General features: G+C 36.2%; 19 protein-coding genes. 7 read left to right on the forward strand and 12 right to left on the reverse strand.

All coding sequences use genetic code 11. From position 1 onward, the window contains the following. Positions 1–9 precede the first annotated feature (9 nt). Both ON09_RS14650 and ON09_RS14655 read right to left on the reverse strand, forming a co-directional pair. Positions 10–351 carry a peptidase M16 family protein gene (locus ON09_RS14650; protein ID WP_010601815.1) on the reverse strand — a complete coding sequence of 114 codons (342 nt, stop codon included), beginning with the start codon at positions 349–351 and terminating at the stop codon, positions 10–12. Further along, complete coding sequence (locus ON09_RS14655) at positions 344–1,588, reverse strand: M16 family metallopeptidase (RefSeq protein WP_010601816.1); 1,245 nt, start codon at positions 1,586–1,588, stop codon at positions 344–346. The genes ON09_RS14650 and ON09_RS14655 overlap by 8 nt, the downstream gene beginning before the upstream one ends. Positions 1,589–1,763: 175 nt before the next feature. Here ON09_RS14655 and ON09_RS14660 point away from each other — a divergent pair, with 175 nt between their 5' ends. Together ON09_RS14660 and ON09_RS14665 are read left to right on the forward strand one after the other, a co-directional pair. Next, a complete protein-coding gene (locus ON09_RS14660) occupies positions 1,764–2,888 on the forward strand; it encodes a CofH family radical SAM protein (RefSeq protein WP_010601817.1) in 1,125 nt (374 codons plus the stop codon). A gap of 70 nt (positions 2,889–2,958) precedes the next feature. Then, positions 2,959–4,047 carry a DUF1963 domain-containing protein gene (locus tag ON09_RS14665; RefSeq protein ID WP_157258968.1) on the forward strand — a complete coding sequence of 363 codons (1,089 nt, stop codon included), beginning with the start codon at positions 2,959–2,961 and terminating at the stop codon, positions 4,045–4,047. A 296-nt stretch (positions 4,048–4,343) separates the two neighbouring features. Here ON09_RS14665 and ON09_RS14670 read toward each other — a convergent pair whose 3' ends face one another. After that, the gene (locus ON09_RS14670; RefSeq protein WP_010601819.1) at positions 4,344–5,204 is read right to left on the reverse strand and encodes a ferritin-like domain-containing protein; all 861 of its coding nucleotides are present in this window, start codon (positions 5,202–5,204) and stop codon (positions 4,344–4,346) included. A gap of 17 nt (positions 5,205–5,221) precedes the next feature. Then, positions 5,222–5,944: a ferritin-like domain-containing protein gene (locus ON09_RS14675; RefSeq protein ID WP_010601820.1), complete on the reverse strand. Its 723-nt coding sequence runs from the start codon at positions 5,942–5,944 to the stop codon at positions 5,222–5,224. Between the two features lie 125 nt (positions 5,945–6,069). On the opposite strand from ON09_RS14675, the gene ON09_RS14680 reads away from it, so the two are divergent. From ON09_RS14680 to ON09_RS14700, 5 genes are all read left to right on the forward strand, one after another. After that, positions 6,070–6,855 carry a LytR/AlgR family response regulator transcription factor gene (locus ON09_RS14680; RefSeq protein ID WP_010601821.1) on the forward strand — a complete coding sequence of 262 codons (786 nt, stop codon included), beginning with the start codon at positions 6,070–6,072 and terminating at the stop codon, positions 6,853–6,855. 76 nt (positions 6,856–6,931) lie between these two features. Continuing rightward, positions 6,932–9,850, forward strand: coding sequence for a ligand-binding sensor domain-containing protein (locus ON09_RS14685; RefSeq protein ID WP_162097942.1), 2,919 nt, complete (start codon positions 6,932–6,934; stop codon positions 9,848–9,850). 252 nt (positions 9,851–10,102) lie between these two features. After that, on the forward strand, positions 10,103–10,669 hold the full coding sequence (scpB, locus tag ON09_RS14690) for an SMC-Scp complex subunit ScpB (protein ID WP_010601823.1): 567 nt from the start codon (positions 10,103–10,105) through the stop codon (positions 10,667–10,669). A gap of 88 nt (positions 10,670–10,757) precedes the next feature. After that, entirely contained in the window at positions 10,758–10,949 is a 192-nt protein-coding gene (locus tag ON09_RS14695; RefSeq protein ID WP_010601824.1) for a hypothetical protein, read from the forward strand. Positions 10,950–11,022: 73 nt separating this feature from the next. Beyond that, a complete protein-coding gene (locus ON09_RS14700; protein ID WP_010601825.1) occupies positions 11,023–12,141 on the forward strand; it encodes a hypothetical protein in 1,119 nt (372 codons plus the stop codon). Between the two features lie 102 nt (positions 12,142–12,243). Here ON09_RS14700 and ON09_RS14705 read toward each other — a convergent pair whose 3' ends face one another. The 8 genes from ON09_RS14705 to mce form a co-directional block, all read right to left on the reverse strand. Beyond that, positions 12,244–12,564, reverse strand: a complete 321-nt coding sequence (locus ON09_RS14705; protein ID WP_010601826.1) for a helix-turn-helix domain-containing protein — start codon at positions 12,562–12,564, stop codon at positions 12,244–12,246. Next, the gene (locus ON09_RS14710; protein ID WP_010601827.1) at positions 12,564–13,916 is read right to left on the reverse strand and encodes a UDP-N-acetylmuramate--L-alanine ligase; all 1,353 of its coding nucleotides are present in this window, start codon (positions 13,914–13,916) and stop codon (positions 12,564–12,566) included. Before ON09_RS14710 ends, ON09_RS14705 begins: the two co-directional genes overlap by 1 nt. 85 nt (positions 13,917–14,001) lie before the next feature. Further along, positions 14,002–14,841: a 50S ribosomal protein L11 methyltransferase gene (gene prmA / locus ON09_RS14715; RefSeq protein WP_010601828.1), complete on the reverse strand. Its 840-nt coding sequence runs from the start codon at positions 14,839–14,841 to the stop codon at positions 14,002–14,004. Then, positions 14,842–15,603 carry a triose-phosphate isomerase gene (tpiA, locus tag ON09_RS14720; RefSeq protein WP_010601829.1) on the reverse strand — a complete coding sequence of 254 codons (762 nt, stop codon included), beginning with the start codon at positions 15,601–15,603 and terminating at the stop codon, positions 14,842–14,844. 49 nt (positions 15,604–15,652) lie between these two features. Then, positions 15,653–16,825 carry a GlmU family protein gene (locus ON09_RS14725; RefSeq protein WP_029204360.1) on the reverse strand — a complete coding sequence of 391 codons (1,173 nt, stop codon included), beginning with the start codon at positions 16,823–16,825 and terminating at the stop codon, positions 15,653–15,655. A gap of 72 nt (positions 16,826–16,897) precedes the next feature. Further along, entirely contained in the window at positions 16,898–17,146 is a 249-nt protein-coding gene (locus ON09_RS14730) for a type B 50S ribosomal protein L31 (RefSeq protein WP_010601831.1), read from the reverse strand. Between the two features lie 354 nt (positions 17,147–17,500). After that, positions 17,501–17,776: a hypothetical protein gene (locus tag ON09_RS14735; protein ID WP_010601832.1), complete on the reverse strand. Its 276-nt coding sequence runs from the start codon at positions 17,774–17,776 to the stop codon at positions 17,501–17,503. Between the two features lie 185 nt (positions 17,777–17,961). Beyond that, the coding region (gene mce, locus ON09_RS14740; protein WP_316927810.1) for a methylmalonyl-CoA epimerase at positions 17,962–18,381 on the reverse strand (420 nt) is incomplete at its 5' end.

The following is an 18,381-nucleotide window of genomic DNA, read 5'->3' on the forward strand; positions in this document are numbered from 1 at the left end:
ACGTACACACTATGCCAGATGTTTATTCAGGCTATAAAGCGTTACCGTTGATTGATCTTGCGCATACTCAGTTTGAAAAAATGCACCATAAAAATCAATCTGTTCTGCTATTTCTTTTGATGAGCGTTTGCTGGTTCCGTTATTCAGCATTGCGCTCACTGCAATAGCCTGCAAAGGTTTTTCCAGATTCCAGTTTACATTATTAAACAAAAATTCAATTCGCACCAAATCCTGCTCTCCTGAATATACAATATAAACAGGAACACCGTTGTCTAGTTGTTTATGCTGTGGCTGGATGAAATTTATAGTTGATACCTGCTTAAAATCAGGCGCTTGTTGTCTGTTAAGCATTTTCTTCAGTTAAATAATACAATGTAGATGATGACTCCTTTTTGAAGGTATCGTTCGAAATGCGTTTGATATCTTCGGCGTTAACTTTCAGAAATTCGGCGGCTTCCTGATTTAATAACGCTGCGTCGCCAAGCAGTTCGTAGTAAGCCAGATTCATTGCTTTATCTAACAAACTCATTTCTGAAAACACCAACACCGATTCAACTTTATTTTTTACTTTGGTGAGTTCGGTATCTGATACCAATTCTGCCTTTAATTTATCTAGTTCTGCCCAAATTGCCTGCTCCGCCTGTTCTATGGTCACACCTTCAACCAGTTTACCTTCTACGATAAATAATCCAGGATCTAAACTACTTGAGATATATGCGTTAATATCACTAAATAATTTCTGCTCTTTGAGCAAGCTGTTGTATAGTCTAGAAGATTGACCTCTCGACATGATGTCAGACAATAAATCAAAAGCATAGTAATCGGGATCTAAACGACCAGGCATTTTAAATGCGATGTAAATTGCATTCAAAGGAACATTGGCTTTAACCGTTTCATATCTTTCTTCAGTTTGAGGCGCTTCCTGAATTAAATTACGCTCATATTTTTCGCCAGCAGGAATGGGTTCAAACCACTTTTCAGCAAGTTTTTTAACATTATCAGTTTTCACGTTTCCGCCAACTACCAGGATTGCATTTTGTGGTGTGTAATGCTTTTTAAAAAACGCTTTCACATCTTCCATAGTGGCATGCTCAATATGCGAAAGTTCTTTGCCAATAGTTGCCCAACGATATGAATGCTTTTTGTAAGCTAAAGGACGCAGTTTTAACCAAACATCGCCGTAAGGTTGGTTCAAATACCTTTGCTTAAATTCTTCACTCACTACATTACGCTGCGTTTCTAAACTTTTTTCAGAGAAAGCCAGGCTCAACATCCGGTCACTTTCTAGCCAAAAAGCGGTTTCTATATTTTCGGCAGGTAATGTAATGTAGTAATTAGTAATATCATTGCTCGTAAAGGCATTGTTTTCTCCTCCTACCCTTTGCAATGGCTCATCGTAACTTGGAATATTGATAGAACCTCCAAACATCAAATGCTCAAATAAATGCGCAAAACCGGTTTTTTCTGGGTTTTCGTCACGAGCACCCACATCATATAAAATATTTAAAACTGCCATTGGCGTTGTTGGATCTTCGTGAACCAAAACCTTTAATCCATTGGCAAGTGTAAAACGATTAAAATCTACCATATAATTTTTTAGAACCGTAAAGATATACTTTTAGGGTAAAATGTTGGATGGAAAATGTAAGATGGAAGACACAAAAAAGATGGGATTGAAAATACTTTAATTTGATCGCCAATTGTTTGACTAAACACTGACGACTTTAGACTTTAGACTTAGGACTTTTAACTATCTTTGTGCTATGAATACAGCCGATTTACTACAGCGGGCACTACATTTTGATTTTTTGAGCCTTGAAGAAGGTGTACATTTATACCACCATGCGGACACGGCATCATTGATGTTTGTAGCCAATGAGTTAAGAAAAATCCAGGTGCCGAGCGGTAAAGTAACATGGCAAATAGACCGCAATGTAAATACTACAAACGTTTGTATTGCAAACTGTAAATTCTGCAATTTCTTCCGCAGGCCTGGTCACGATGAAAGTTACATTACGGATATTGAAACCTATAAAGTTAAGATTGAAGAAACCTTTCGTTTAGGCGGTGATCAATTGCTGTTACAAGGTGGACACCACCCCGATTTAGGATTGGCTTTTTACGCCGATCTCTTTAAAAAACTAAAAGAATTATATCCTGATTTAAAACTTCACGCTTTAGGTCCGCCGGAAATTGCACACGTAGCAAAACTGGAAGGTATTTCGCACACTGAAGTTTTACAAACGTTAAAAGATGCCGGCATGGATTCACTTCCGGGAGCTGGAGCTGAAATATTGAATGACCGCGTTCGTCGTTTAATTTCTAAAGGAAAATGTGGCGGCCAAGAGTGGCTTGATGTAATGAGAGCTTGTCATCAATTGGATATTACTACGTCGGCGACAATGATGTTTGGTCACGTAGAAACCATTGAAGAGCGTTTTGAACACCTGGTTTGGATTCGCCAGGTACAGAGTGAAAAACCTGCTGACGCAAATGGCTTCCTGGCATTTATTCCATGGCCTTTCCAGGATGATGGAACATTATTGAAACGTTTACGCGGAATTAGTAACAATGTAACGGCTGATGAGTATATCCGAATGATTGCCTTAAGCAGAATCATGTTGCCAAACGTTAAAAATATTCAGGCAAGTTGGTTAACAGTTGGTAAAACAACCGCCCAGCTATGTTTACATGCAGGCGCTAATGATTTCGGATCAATTATGATTGAAGAAAATGTGGTTTCAGCAGCAGGTGCACCACACCGTTTCACGGCCAATGGTATTCAACAATCAATCAGGGCCGCCGGCTTTGAACCTCAATTGCGTGGTCAGAAATATAATTACAGAGATTTACCTGAACATTTAGAAGAACAGGTAATTACTTATTAATTAAGAATTATCCCTTTAAATTCATCCCGTTAATTAATTTATTTCCTTCGGGATATGATCTTTATTGGGCATGAAAAAATATGCAATAAAAATTGTAATTTGTACTGCGTTATGCGCATTCATCATATTTATGTGTTTTTGCTGGGGTTATAAAATCCCTCAAAAAGATAAGCATGAAGAGTGGCCGGAATATCCAAATCATTCCAACAAAGATTTAGTAATACAGTTAGACAAAAAGGAAATTTTAAATCTTACCACCATTCCTAAAAGTGATTTGCTATTGATTTACTATAAAAATCCAGATTCAGCGAACAACACATATGGCGTATTAAGCAGAAAAGGCAAACTGGTTATCGATCTTGGTTATTATACAACGATTTACATTGATGAATACCATAACCGTTTAATTGCAGAGAATTCTACCAGTCACGATTCATCGATATTTGCAGCTTATGATACGAAAACATTTAAACGCATCCCTACCCGATACAGGAATGTAAAAATAGATCAAAGCTTTGATACTTATTTAAAAACAGAGCGAAGGGTAAAAACGGATAGTAAGGGTGATAAACATACACAAATCGATTTAAAATCTGGTGAAGCCAAGGCCCTTTTTAAGGAAAAGTATATAAAACTTGCAAATATTTTAAATGGACTTCATGAATTATATCCATTTGATGATGATCAACGAGATGGCTATAGAAATTCATCATACGTAAAAACAGATCGAAGTGGGGTAATTTATAAATTCGATTATTCTGATAAAGAAAGTATTGAAATGTTGTGTAAAAACTTTTTCAATGATGTGTTTAGGGATGATCAAAGTAAACCCACTAATGCCAATCATATATCCACCCCCGATAGTAGCATTATTGTTGCCAATACTTTTGATCCTGGTTTTGGTATTTTCACACGTGGAACTGCCGGAAGTGGCGGTGGCAATGGCCCGCTTTTAGATCCAAAATTTGAGCAGACCTACCTCGATTATTACCAACTGAGATTACATCAACTAAAAACTTTTTTTAAGCAGGATAACAGAAAAGATCATACGGCAGTGTATAGTGTGGAACTTAATGAGCCTAAAGGTGACAATGATACATTGGTGTTTCTAACAGAAAGTCGACTTTATTATTTATATAAAGTGAATAAGAAAAAATAGTGAAGCATCTGCTAAGCCCTGTAGCCGATGATATTTTTATTTGCCTTGCAAACTAAACCTGATTGGAATGGAAATCCTTTTTGCGGTTTCCTGAGCACCGCGAAGAACAGTCAAAAAGATTGCAATGTAAGCAGGACTAACAAAAATTGAAACACAGTACCTTGATTTTCTAATCAAGTAAACACCTGAGCTTAAATCCTTAAATCCTGGTCAAAAATAAAGGGAAACAGAACCCGGTTCTGCCTCCCTACCTTAAACTAAACATTACCTAATCAATAATGTAAATTCTTTTTAGCTTATGTTAATTTCGAACCTGTTCTGATGAACAAATTAGCAATTGTTTTCACTTCAGCGCCAGTTAAAAACTCATCAAATGATTCTGCTGCTGCTGCTCTGGTTACTGCAGTACCATTAATTCCAGTGATTTCGATGTTTGCCTGAATCGTATTGTTTTCACGAGCATAAACGGGATCAACCTGAGGAACACCAGTATCGTTTGATACACCGTTAGCACCTAAACCTACCCATGGTTTCAACGGAACATTTAAAAATGCTGCCGTCATCTGGCGTAAGTGAGAAGCATGACGAGCCTCAACTGAGTGAATTTGCAATGCAGTAGTTAATACTGGCATACCTTTTAATATTGGCGCCTGACCTTTGTAAGCTCTAACTCCTGTATCTTCGAAAGCTGTAGCTACCTTTAAGAATGTTCCATAATTAGTGAAAACATCTCCAAAAGTTCCACCTGCTGTAAAATCAAAGTTAGCCTCTGCTAATACAATTGGCGTACCACCAGCACCTGTAATTGCGCTTCTTAACAAGTTTACGTGAGCCATCTCATGCGTACGGATCGTTGTAATTGCAGTTGTTGCAGCACCTGCCGGAATTAAGCCTGTACTTAACAATGCTCTGTTGTAAAAGTTATATTCTAAATGCTCTAAAGCCAACGCGAAGTTTAATACTTCAGTTACGTTTGCAGGATTTGACTGTCCGTAAGCTTTTTGGAACATAGAACCTAAAGCCAATGGTAAAGCTGCCAAAGAAATTTTCTTTCCAACGTTGAAGAAACTCTTCATTGCTGCTCTACGTGGATTTAATCTTTCATAGATCTCTCCATCAACTTTTTCAATTTCGTCTAATATATTTATGATATTCATGATTTCTGAGTTTAAGATTATAGGTTTACAACGTTAATTTTTGTTTTGATGAATGGGGCAGCCAATGGCAACACTTTATCTGGTGTTAAAGCACCATCTAATCCGTTTGCATCTACCGCACCAAATGCACTTAGTGTACCTAAATCAGCAAATGTTCCGTTAGAAATCTGATCTCTAACGTAAGCCGCGTGACGTGCTTCAACAGAAACAATCTGACCAGCCAATACTAAATACGCTGTTTCTTTTAATCTTACACCTGCACCATTGTAAGCCGCAACACCTAAATCTTCGAATGTTTTTGCTGTAGCCAATACACTTGCGCCGCTGGTAAAATCTACTGCAGAGAAGTTAACCTCTAAACTACCGATTGCAGCTGTACCCAACGCTTTTTTGAAAAATTCTCTGTGTGCAATTTCGTGGAATTGTACATCCTGAAAATAAGCTTTTTGTGCTGTAGTAAATCCTGATGGATTCGAGTTGGCAACCTGAATGTAAAATGCTGCCTCTAGTTGCTCTAACGCATAGGCATAATTCAATACACCGAAATCGTCTTTAAAATCAAGCGTAACGCCAGCCATTGGATCAGTGAAATTACGATCTTTTCTACAGCCTGCAGCTACCAAAGCTAAAGCGGCTGCACTTGCACCAGCATACTGAAGGAAGGATCTCCTGCCTACTGTGCTTTTTAATAAACTTTCCTCTTGAAGTTCAGTTTTTGTTTCTAGTTCATTGTTTTTCATAGTAACTATGTTTAGGGTTTTTGTATGCGATTTGATGATACATACGTGACAATTATGAACCCGGTTTTTTTGTTTTTACATTTTTTTTTATTAATCGATTTTGATACATTCACCAACCTGTAATTATGACTGTATTAAAAGCCATTATTGTTGATGATGAGGAGTTTGCAAGATCATCATTGTTTTTTCTGCTCCAACAGAATTGTCCGGAAGTAGAAATTACGGGCATCGCAAGATCTGTGGCTGAAGCGAAAGATATTTTGGCCCACCATGCCATCGATTTAATTTTCCTTGATATTGCGATGCCTGGAGGAAATGGCTTTGATTTAATACCTGATGCGCAGAAGCATAATGCCGCCGTAATTTTTACCACCGCTTATGATCAATATGCCCTCAAAGCAATCAAAGCAAATGCACTGGATTATTTATTAAAGCCGATAGATATCGATGAACTTAAAATTGCTGTAGAAAAGGTTTCGCAACACATCAGGCTTTTTAAAAATCAAAATGGAAATGATGAGCGAATCAGTAATCTGGCCTCCAACCTGGCATCAAAGTCAGAAATTAGAAAACTGACTTTACCCTACGGACAAGGTTTTAAAATGATTGATGTTGATGATATTATTTACATTGAGGCTGATAGTAATTATTCAATTGTTCATCTAAATAACCAGGAAAAAATAACAGTTTCGAAAGTTTTACGTGAGTTTGAAGAACTATTGCCTACAGAACAATTTGTTCGGGTACATAAATCGAACATCATCAATTTAAATCATTTGAAGGAATATAATTCTAAAAACGGTTTGCAGGTTTTTTTAAAGAATGGCGAAAGCATCAATATTTCCAGAAGAAGGGCAAGCGATTTCTTTGACAAAATAAAATCATTCACAAAAGCTGGCAGTGATCACTAATGCGATAAAAAGATATGCCAAAGTAGCCTCTAGTGCTTCGCTCCTATTTCATAGGAAAAGCCTTTTCATTGCCTTTTTGTTTGCAATTGTTTTCTGTACCGATATACAGAGCCTTCAGGCGCAAATGACCTATTTGCCACATTACACCTCTAAAAATGGACTTGCCAGCAATAACTGTTACTTTATCCTTCAAGATCAAAAAGGCTTTATCTGGATAGCAACTGATAATGGAATCAGTCGTTTTGATGGCACAAATTTTCAGAATTTTACAATTGAAGATGGTTTGCCTGACACGCAAATTCTTCAAATGAAAGAAGATCAGTTCGGGCGCATTTGGTTTTTTGCATTAAATGGCCAGCTAAGTTACTTGCAAGATGGAAAATTTTACAATCGTGATAATAGCGAGCTTCTGAAAAAACTTAGTTTTAATACTGTTATCGTTTCATTTTTGATGGACAAGCAAGGTAGAATCTGGCTGGGAACAAATTCTAATTTAATTGTTTGCTGGGATGGAAAAAGGATAAAAAAATATGTTTCGCCCAATCCGGAAGATAAATTTATCAATGCTTTCATCCACGAAGATGAACAGGGAAACATTTTCTCTTATAGTGATTTAAGTGTTCAGAAATTTAACGGGAAAACTTTTTCCATCATAAAATCTGATGTCCAACCGCTCTCTTACATGACTGCAACCAATACCGCTAATAAATCTTTATTGTATCTGGATAAAAGTGGATTGCAAGAATTAACAGGGGGAAAAATCAACAACATCATTCCTATTCCACAAAACCTGATTAAAAATATGTCGGGTTACTTTTACTATGATAATCTTGCAAAAGAGGTATGGATTGCCAATGCAAATGGCTCTTTTGCTTTAGATAAAAATGGAAAAACCGTTCAGTATTTGCAGGACATTCCGGTTAATCAGGTGATAAAAGATAATAACCAGAACATGTGGTTTGCTACCAATGCCGGGATTTACATGTTACCAAACATAAATAACCGGCTTTCCATTATCGATGCGGAATCGGGTTTGAGTAGTAATGTAATTAAAAGCATTACCAAAGATGGCAAAAACCGCTTGTGGCTGGGAACTGATGATGCGGTAATTGATGTGTTAACCATTAACAATTACCAGGTAAATGAAATTGGTTTAGATGATTTCAAAAAATACAAAACCATCAAACAAATTAATTTCGATTCAAGAAATCAATCGATTTATTTCTCTTCAGATTATGGGATGGGCGTTTTCAAGAATATTTACAACAGCATTAACGAAGTAAACTATTTGAAAGAAACGAACAACTCTATGTTTGTGATAAAACACTTTAGCCTTGATGAAAAGAGCAACAGGTTGGCATTGGCGCTATCTTCTGGTGTTGTTTTTTTATCAGATCGGTTAAATACTTTAGAGTTTAACTCATTAAAATACAGGGAAAAGAAAGATTTTATTAAAGATCGCTCCTATCATGTTTTTTATGATCGAAACGGAACTCTATGGTTCTCCAACATCAATGGCTTGTCGCAGTTTGCAAACGGAAAACTGATTAAGCATTTTGAAAAACATCCTCTGCTCACCAAAAGAATTAATGATATTCAGCAACTGGCTGATGGAACATTAATCTTGGCGACGGATGGTTATGGCCTTTTGTTTTATAAAAATAATCAGATCGCGAAGCAAATTACGCAAAAAGATGGCTTAACAAATAACATCTGCACAAAAATATTTGTAAAGAATAATGAGATTTGGGTACTCACAAACAAAGGGGTTAACAAAATTGCCAATTACCCTGCAAAGCCAAGTGTAGCCAATTTTGACTATGGCAAAGATTTGCTTAGCGATGATATAAACAGCCTGTTTATTGACGATAGTACAGCCTATTTCGCCACAAACAAAGGCTTAATTCTCTTTAAATACAATAATAAAAATATCAGTAGAAATTTGCCCAAGGTATATGTAACCTCCATTATTAAAGATAATGAACGGTTGCCGGTAAACCAGAAAAACTTCACTTTTGAAACCGGAAATAACACCATTTTATTTACCTTCAGTGCTGTAGATTTTACCACAAACGACATTACCTATCGCTATCGTTTGAGTGAAAATTCTGCCTGGGTAGAAACCCGAACAAGGCGCCTCGATTTTTCTTCCTTGCAATCTGGCGATTATATTTTTGAAGTTTCTGCAAAAAGCCAGAACGGAAATTGGGGACCATCTGCAAAAATTGCTTTTTCTATTACCAAACACTTTTGGCAAAGCCTTTGGTTTTTATCCATTTTAATATTACTGGTGGCTTATATTTTTTACAAGGTGGCCGTTTACATCACCAGAAAACAGAAAGACAAAGAGCAAGAACAGCTTTTGCTTAAAAACAAGGTTTTGATGTTGGAGCAGCAGGCTTTGCAAGCCATGATGAATCCACATTTCGTTTTCAATGTGATGAATTCGATCCAGCATTACATCAACACCCAAAATACGGCGTCAGCAAACCGAGTATTAACTGGCTTTGCCCGTCTAATCAGGAAGAACCTGGAGATTTGTACCAAAAGCTATATCACGCTTGAAGAAGAACTCGAATATTTAAATCTCTATCTCAAACTGGAAAAAAATCGTTTTGGAGAAAAACTCAAATATGCTTTTACGGTAGATGAAGAAATAGACAGAGAAGAAACACTGATTCCATCGATGTTATTGCAACCCTATGTTGAAAATGCAATATGGCATGGTATTATGCCAAAAGAAACGGGTGGTGAAATTCAAATTAACATCAAAATTAAGGATAACGATTATTTAAATATCGAAATTATTGATGATGGCATTGGCATTGAGAACTCCTTGAAAAATAAAAGCGGAACACATGTTAGTAAGGGAATGCAGCTTACCAGAGAAAGATTGAACCTGCTCGGCCAGATTGCAGCAAAACCTATACACCTCACCGTTAAACAAATGACTACCAATGGTACAATTGTATCAATAGCTATACCGTTAAAATAGCATTTTTACCGTTTACTCAATTATTAATACCACTCACTAAATAGAAGCAACTCAACATCCGCTTTAGCCTTAAACTTGTATTAGAAATAAACGATAGTGTTTATCAAAACGTTCTTATAGAATTGATATAGATATTTAATAACCTAACCTAAAACTATATCTTAATTCAGGTTTCATTTGTGTGTTGAAAGCGGTCTTGTTTTTTAAAAAGCGAGACCGCTTTTTTTATGTCCAAAAATTATATTTTTGTGTATGCCCAAATTTGATGTTACCAGGCACGTGGAAGCCCTTATTTTCTCATCCGTTCAAAGCATAACTGTTCAGGAAATCATATTAGCACTCAATGCTACTTCTGATCATGAATATCATGAAACGCATGTTTTCGCCAGCCTGGATTTAATCAAAGAAAAGTATAGTCACGGTGATTTTGCTATTGAACTCGTGAATTTAAATAGTGGTTACCAGTTTTTAACCAAAAAAGAGTATCACGCCACAGTTAACCAACTCCAGTTACATCGATCGAAGAAAAAGTTAAGCCAGGCTGCAATGGAAACATTGGCTATTATCGCTTATCGCCAACCCATAACCAAGCTCGAAATTGAGCAAATAAGGGGTGTAAATTCTGATTACTCTGTACAGCGATTATTAGAAAAAGAACTAATCAGTATCGACGGAAAAGCAGAAACACCCGGGCGTCCCATATTATATAGCACCAGCAGTCTTTTTATGGATTATTTTGGTTTAAACCATTTAAATCAACTTCCTCAGCTAAAAGATATTTCCAGAGAAGAGAATACGGTTGGAGAAAACATTGAATAGTGCAAATTAATTTATTTGATTTCAGCTTGTTATTAAAAAAAGTTTTTTTGTATTTTTAAACTATAAAAGCAATTTTTATTTTTGTGTTATGAAAGCGCCAAAGAAACTCCCTACTAAGCCGACTACTAAGAAACAGGTAGACGAAGATGATGATCTTGAAGATGACGATATTCAAACTACGAAAAAGAAATCTCAAGATGAAGACGAAGATGATTTTGACATGCCATTAGATGATCTTGACAATTTCGACAACTTCGATGACGACGACGACGATTACTAATCATTAAAAAACTATATATTTGAAGAAGCATCCCTCCGCTTGGTAGGATGCTTTTTAATTTTAAAATCTGCCCATGCAAGTTATACCAGTAAGCACTTCATCACTTAAAAAGGATTTCCTATCAGTTCCAAAAATTCTCTATAAAAACGACAAAAACTGGATCTGTCCGCTGGATAGTGAAGTAGAAAACGTTTTCAATCCTGAGAAGAACAATTTTTTTAATCACGGCAAGTGTACGCGATGGATTTTAAAAGATCATGCGGGGAATCTGATTGGTCGTGTTGCTGCCTTTACCAATGAGAAAAAGGCGTTTAATTATGAGCAGCCCACAGGCGGGATAGGTTTTTTCGAGTGTATTGATGATGAAAAAGCTGCATTTTTACTATTTGATACGGCTAAAAAATGGTTAACTGAAAATGGCATGAAAGCCATGGATGGACCAATAAATTTTGGTGAAAATGATTCCTTTTGGGGACTACTTGTAGAAGGCTTCACCCCTCCTTCTTTCGGGATGAATTATAATTTTCCTTATTACCAGAAGTTTTTCGATGCATATGGTTTCGTAACCGAATATGAGCAATTAACTAACCACATCAATTTAACCATCCCATTTCCGGAGCGTTTTACCAAAATTGCCAACTGGGTTAGAAATAAACCAGGTTATACTTTCGAATATTTCAGTAAAGCCAACTCAGAAAAGTACATTAATGATTTAATGGAAATTTATAACGATGGCTGGCAGAATTTTGAAAATTTTGTTCCGATAAAAAAAGAAACTTTGCAAGAAAGTTTTAAAAGTATGGAACCCATTATGGATGAACATTTGATTCAGTTTGCTTACTTTAACGGAGAACCCGCTTCATTTGTGGTATTGATACCAGATGCGAACCAAATGATTAAAGGTTTTGATGGTAAACTTGGCTTAATCGAAAAATTGAGATTTGCTTATCGCCGTTGGGTTGGTGTAACCCGCATGAGGGCCATCGTAATGGGTACAAAACCTAAATTCCAAAAGCACGGACTGGAATCAGTGTTATTCATCAGATTGGGAGAATATGTATTACCTAAAAACCAATATAAAGAACTCGAATTAAGCTGGGTAGGTGACTTCAACGAGCAGATGCTTGCGATCCACAAAGCCACCGGTGCAACCTTTGGTAAAAAGCACTTAACGATGAGGAAGGTTTTTTAATGGAATAGTCGTCATTGCGAGGTACGAAGCAATCTTAATGCTGAAGTTTCAAGATTTTAGCTATTGTGTTAAGATTGCTTTGTACCTCGCAATGACGAAAAGCTACATCCCCAATTTATCATAAAGCTCAATAACCTTCTTGCGAAGTTTATTGAGCTCTTCATCTTTCTCCAGAAGCTGTTGTTTTAGGCTTGATACATCCTCTGAAAATTCAGATCCACCTGCAATCCCGGTAATTAACTCTGCCACTGAAATTTTAAATATTTTAGATATCTGAAGTAATCTGGAGATGTTTAAATCGGTTTGGCCTTTTTCTATTTTACAAAATGCAGGAGTGGAAATTTCAAGAAGTTTTGCTACATCAGCCTGACTTAAGCCTGATGCTACTCTGCACTTCTTTATATGATCTCCAATGCTTTTCATTAGTTCTTTAAAGACACCGCTAACTCAGGCAAATCGAAACCTGCATAATTACCAGAGCTCATCATCAATAAGTTTGTATGCTGATAGTTTAAACTTAGCAAGTATGCTTTAAGCTGTACGGCATCGTTAAAGAATTTCAATTTAGGGTTTGAGAACGCTTCCTGCACATCTTCTTCTGAAAAAGGTTTCATTCTTTTTTGCTCAAAACTTTTTAAATCGATAAATACAATCGCATGATCAGCTTTATCCATTGCTCCGGCATATTCCTTTAAGAAATCTTTATTTAAACTGCTGAACGTATGTAATTCGATGCAGGCAACTAACTTCCGATCTGCAAATTGCGCTTTAACCGCATCAATTGTAGCCTTTAATTTTGATGGAGAGTGAGCAAAATCTTTATAAACATTGGTTGAATCATTAGCTGAAATTACTTCAAGACGTTTTGCTGCACCTGTAAACGATGCAATTGCAGTATCAAAATCTGCTGTACTGATATTTAATTGCTCGCAAACTAATTTTGCTGCATTTAGATTCATCAGATTATGATCGCCAAAGATCTTTAAAGCTGTTTTTTCAGGTAACAAATAAGTAATTCCGTTCTCAATTTCATGTGCAGGAATTCCGTAACCTATTTTGTTAATGTTTGCTTCAGAACGGGAAACTATTTCATTCAAGTCGGCATCTGCTTCGCAGTAAATCAAAGTTCCAGCTTCTTCAATGGTATTAATAAATTTCTCAAACTGTGAGGTATAATCTGCGTAGGTTGGAAAAACGTTTATATGATCCCACGCAATGCCGCTAATCACCGCTACATTTGCTTTGTAGAGATGAAATTTAGGTCTTCTATCAATTGGAGAGGAAAGATATTCATCTCCCTCAATGATCATTACCGGAGCGTTTTCTGTTACCTTAACCATCGTTTCGAAACCAGCGAGTTGGGCACCAACTAAATAATCAAAATCGCGATTATAATAGTTTAGCACATGTAAAATCATGCTTGTAATCGTTGTTTTACCATGACTACCACCAATAACAACTCGTAATTTGTTTTTGCTTTGCTCGTAAATATATTCAGGATAAGAATAAATAGTAATGCCTAATTCTTGTGCCTTTAATAATTCAGAATTATCAATCCGGGCATGCATGCCTAAAATTACGGCATCTAGGTTACTGGAAATGCGATTTTCATCCCATCCCATTTCTGCCGGTAACAAACCATATTTATCTAAACGGGATTTAGCAGGTTCGAAAATCACGTCATCAGATCCTGTGATTTGATAACCTTTTTTATGTAAGGCAATGGCTAAATTGTGCATCGCACTTCCGCCAATCGCAATAAAATGTATGCGCATATTTATTTTTTGATGAAAGAACAAGGATCAAAGATTTTATGTACACTTTCATCATGATACGTTGTTCCTTAAGCTTTATTCCCTTTTATTTTTTCTCAAACTGAGCCGCAACCCAGTCGCCATTTTGCTTATGATCAAGGTATTTGATACCGTATTTAGCACACTCAGCAGTAATCATTCCTAAATCGGGATCGAGATAAAAACCACTAAAGAATATTTTACCTTCAGGCTTCAAAACTTCCGCATAGCGATGAATTTGATCTAGTAAAATGTTCCTGTTAATGTTTGCAAAAATGACATCATATTCTTCATTTGGAATCACTTCCTTACTGCCGCAAAGCGCTTTCAGATTAGTTACATTATTTAATGCAGCATTTTCTATGGTACTTTCATAACAAACATCATCGTAATCAATTGCAACCAGGCTTTCAGCACCTAATTTAGCAGCCAGAATAGCGAGGATTGCCGTTCCGCAACCCATATCCAAAACCGCTTTATCTTTTAAATCTGCAGCTAAAATATACTGCATCATCATAGTAGTAGTTTGATGATGACCGGTGCCGAACGACATTTTCGGGTCGATTACAATTTCATAAGGGTAAGATGGTTGTGGCTCATGAAAGGTTGCCCTTACATAACAAACGTCATCAATAACCAACGGACTGAAGTTTTTCTCCCATTCAGCATTCCAGTTTTCATCTGCTACATCTTCTAAAAGATAATCACATGCAAAATCATCAGCATACCGAAAAAGTAAACCTTTTAACTCTTGCTCGATGAAATTATCTTTGATGATGAACGCAGTGAAACCGTTTTCACTGTCTTCAAAAGTATCAAAACCTAAATCAGCAAGATCACTAATTAATAAATCTTGCTGAAAATCTTCGATATTTTCGAATGTAAATACTGCTTTTATATATTGCATTTAGCTATTTAAGGCTTTAATAATATCTGTAAAATCACGAGATTTTAATGATGCACCACCTATTAGGCCACCATCAATATCTTTTTGAGCAAATAAACTTGCCGCATTACCAGGATTACAGCTACCACCGTAAAGAATTGTGGTATCGTCAGCAATATTGAAACCATAGTTTGCTTCAATTTCCGAACGGATAAATGCATGAATATCCTGAGCCTGCTCTGGAGAAGCTGTTAAACCTGTACCAATTGCCCAAACTGGTTCGTAAGCAATTACAATTTTCGAAAAGTCACTATCGCTTAAGCTGAAAACACCTTCAACCAACTGTTTTTTTAATACTTCGAAATAACTTCCATTTTCACGTTCATCCAGTGTTTCACCAATACAAAAAATTGGTGTTAAACCGTGTGTTAAAGCAACTTTTGTTTTTTCTGCTAACAAAGCATCGCTTTCTGCAAAATATTGTCTGCGCTCAGAGTGTCCTAAAATTACATACTCAGCACCTACGGATTTTACCATTTTAGCCGAGGTTTCACCAGTAAAGGCACCACTTTCTTTGTCGCTGATATTTTGAGCACCAATTTTAACATCGTTCCCACCTAATTTAGCTAAACTGTTTAAGTGAATAAACGGAGAACAAATGATAGCCAGTTGATTGCCTTTACGCTCATCTTTAACCATATTTACAATCTCACTGAATAACGAAACGCCTTCGTTATAATCTAAATTCATTTTCCAGTTTCCTGCTACGATTTGTTTTCTCATTGTATTTATTTTATTGGTTTGCTGATTTCTGATGAAATCATAATTAAAATTAAAAGTTTCTGTGTGGAGCTGTTAATTCAAAAACTTTAGTTAAGATTTGCTTTTCGGTATCTTCTAAAAGTCTGTTTTTTCTTGCAAATACTTTTGCTGTTGTTTCGAACATTTTATTCAGTTTATAATGTTCAAATCCAGCTGCACCACCCCAGCTGAAATCTGGAATGTGGTTTGGTGGTAAACCTCCGCCAAAAATATTGGCACTTACACCAACAATGCTTCCTGTATTAAACATGGTGTTGATACCAGATTTCGCATGATCAGCCATCACTAAACCACAAAACTGTAGGTTTGTGTTACGCATGGCTTTGTTGTCGTAATCGTAGAGCTTCACTTCGGCATAGTTGTTTTTTAAATTGGAGTTATTGGTATCTGCACCAATATTACACCACTCACCCAGTACCGAATTACCTAAGTAGCCATCATGCCCTTTTGCAGAATTACCCCAAATTACAGAATTATTTATTTCGCCACCCGCACGGCTGTTAGGGCCAATGGTTGTGCCCGAATAGATTTTTGCACCCATTTTAACAGATGAATTTTCGCAGAGCGCAAAAGATCCACGTATTAAGCTTCCCTCCCAAATTTCGGCATTTTTACCTACATAGATTGGACCATAGCCACTATTTAAAACGCTACATTCGGCTTTTGCACCTTCTTCAAAAAAGATATCATCGCCAAGCAACTGATTGGTGCTGCTTATGTTAGCTGAAATTCGCCCCTTAGTTAAAAGTTCAAAATCTTTTCTGATTTCGGCAGGATTATGTGTGAAAATATTTTCCGGATAAATGATTTTCAGAAAGTTCTGTTTATAATCGATTGGCCTGAGTTGTTGCTTAGCTTGTTCATATGTTAAACTTTCATTACATGCATAAGCAATTACATCACTGCCAGATGATAGAACTTCTCCTGCTTGAAGTCCTGAAACAGCAGTAAGCAATTCATGATCAGGACATATGGCACCATTAACAAATAATTTTGCGTTTAATTTGGGAGCGTATTTTATCGAAAGATAATCTTGAGTGTTAAAACCAAAATCAGCGTTTAAATATTTTGCCCATTTCTCTGCAATTGTAAGAATACCAATACGCAAATCAGCAACAGGCCTTGTAAACGTTAGCGGACGAAGAGACGCCCAGCAAGCATCATCAAATAGATTGATTGTCATAAGCAACAAAAATAAAAAAAGTCCCGATGCTTTTGGCAAAGGGACTTTAAAAAATGCTTTTTACAGCTAAAATTATTTCTTAGCGTAACGGTTTTTAAATTTATCGATACGTCCTGCAGTATCAACCAATTTCATTTTACCAGTATAGAAAGGGTGTGAAGTGTGAGAAATCTCTAATTTATAAAGAGGATACTCATTGCCATCTTCCCATTTAATAGTTTCTTTAGTATCAACGCAAGATTTTGTTAAGAAAGCATATTCGTTAGACATATCTTTGAAAACAACTGGTCTGTAGCTTGATGGGTGCAAATCTTTTTTCATTTGAATATTATTTTAAGTTATTTGTGTGAAAGCATCAAGAACATTTTTGCAATTTGCTGGCAACAACGCTTATGACATTTTCTATTAGTCTTTTCTACCTCTATTTTAGAGGATGCAAATATCCTAATTTTATTTTTGATTTACAAGGGCGTGTTAAAATATTTTCTTTTGCTTTAATTTACTTAGTCAAATTTAGAAGGTTAGGTTTACCCAAATACCTGAAATACTTTTCTGTGCCAACTGATAAGGTGAAATTCTGAACTGTATTTTATTGAAAAATTGTTCTTATATAACTTGGTTATTTCTAGAAACCTATTATCGTTTAATTTGATAGAAGACCAAAAGTAAAAAAAATTACTTGCTATATTTTTTCCAGGTTTCTATTTTAGCCATTTGACGCTTCATGTAAGCATCAGCAATTATTTCGGCTGAACTCCTGCCCTCGGCAGTTTCTAATAATTCTTTCAGCTTATATTGATCTACATCAGCTTTGTATAAAATTTGAATTAATTTAGGGAAATCGTTATCGACCAAATAGGCAAACGCATCTATCATGGTTTCACGCAATTGATTGTCTGTGAGGTTTTCGTTGATATCGAAATCTTTGCTTATGATTTTAATAAGTGACACTGAAAGGTATTTTTAGATTATTATTGACCATTTAATTAGAGCTATGAAACACAAAGCTAAGTTAAATAAACCTGATAGAAACGAGCACGGAGTGTAACGAAGTAAAGTGGATAGCAGGACTGCAGAGGCAATGAAAAGCTGAACCGGTCGTTTTCAACAAAAAATTAAGTCAATAAAGTGATCGCCTATAACCATTTAATCTCCTGGCAAAGTTCTATTAATACGCCATGGGTGTTTTTTGGATGAACAAAACAAACCATTTTATTATCGGCTCCTTTTTTCGGCACTTCATTTAACAGCGTGAAACCATTGGCTTTGAGTCGTTCCATTTCTTCCAAAATATTATCTACAGCAAATGCAATGTGGTGAATCCCTTCGCCCTTTTTTTCCAAAAACTTCGCTATTGCGCTATCTTCAGATGTAGCTTCTAACAATTCTATTTTATTTTCACCGGTTTTCAAAAATGCGGTACTTACCTGTTCTGACGCTACAATTTCTGTTTTGTAGCAGGAGGTATTTAGCAAAATTTCGTAAAGCGGAACAGACTTATTGAGGCTGTTTACGGCAATTCCAATATGTTCTATCTTGTTCATTAGTGTGTACGT

Origin of the sequence: Pedobacter agri PB92 (assembly GCF_000258495.1) — a bacterium.
Taxonomy (GTDB): Bacteria; Bacteroidota; Bacteroidia; order Sphingobacteriales; family Sphingobacteriaceae; genus Pedobacter; species Pedobacter agri.

What these genes read in the sequence shown, in the direction of transcription:
- ON09_RS14650 (WP_010601815.1), bottom strand. Translation starts at nt 351, where the DNA reads ATGCTTAACAGACAACAAGCGCCTGATTTTAAGCAGGTATCAACTATA.
- ON09_RS14655 (WP_010601816.1), bottom strand. Translation starts at nt 1,588, where the DNA reads ATGGTAGATTTTAATCGTTTTACACTTGCCAATGGATTAAAGGTTTTG.
- ON09_RS14660 (WP_010601817.1), top strand. Translation starts at nt 1,764, where the DNA reads ATGAATACAGCCGATTTACTACAGCGGGCACTACATTTTGATTTTTTG.
- ON09_RS14665 (WP_157258968.1), top strand. Translation starts at nt 2,959, where the DNA reads ATGAAAAAATATGCAATAAAAATTGTAATTTGTACTGCGTTATGCGCA.
- ON09_RS14670 (WP_010601819.1), bottom strand. Translation starts at nt 5,204, where the DNA reads ATGAATATCATAAATATATTAGACGAAATTGAAAAAGTTGATGGAGAG.
- ON09_RS14675 (WP_010601820.1), bottom strand. Translation starts at nt 5,944, where the DNA reads ATGAAAAACAATGAACTAGAAACAAAAACTGAACTTCAAGAGGAAAGT.
- ON09_RS14680 (WP_010601821.1), top strand. Translation starts at nt 6,070, where the DNA reads ATGACTGTATTAAAAGCCATTATTGTTGATGATGAGGAGTTTGCAAGA.
- scpB (WP_010601823.1), top strand. Translation starts at nt 10,103, where the DNA reads ATGCCCAAATTTGATGTTACCAGGCACGTGGAAGCCCTTATTTTCTCA.
- ON09_RS14695 (WP_010601824.1), top strand. Translation starts at nt 10,758, where the DNA reads ATGAAAGCGCCAAAGAAACTCCCTACTAAGCCGACTACTAAGAAACAG.
- ON09_RS14700 (WP_010601825.1), top strand. Translation starts at nt 11,023, where the DNA reads ATGCAAGTTATACCAGTAAGCACTTCATCACTTAAAAAGGATTTCCTA.
- ON09_RS14705 (WP_010601826.1), bottom strand. Translation starts at nt 12,564, where the DNA reads ATGAAAAGCATTGGAGATCATATAAAGAAGTGCAGAGTAGCATCAGGC.
- ON09_RS14710 (WP_010601827.1), bottom strand. Translation starts at nt 13,916, where the DNA reads ATGCGCATACATTTTATTGCGATTGGCGGAAGTGCGATGCACAATTTA.
- prmA (WP_010601828.1), bottom strand. Translation starts at nt 14,841, where the DNA reads ATGCAATATATAAAAGCAGTATTTACATTCGAAAATATCGAAGATTTT.
- tpiA (WP_010601829.1), bottom strand. Translation starts at nt 15,603, where the DNA reads ATGAGAAAACAAATCGTAGCAGGAAACTGGAAAATGAATTTAGATTAT.
- ON09_RS14725 (WP_029204360.1), bottom strand. Translation starts at nt 16,825, where the DNA reads ATGACAATCAATCTATTTGATGATGCTTGCTGGGCGTCTCTTCGTCCG.
- ON09_RS14730 (WP_010601831.1), bottom strand. Translation starts at nt 17,146, where the DNA reads ATGAAAAAAGATTTGCACCCATCAAGCTACAGACCAGTTGTTTTCAAA.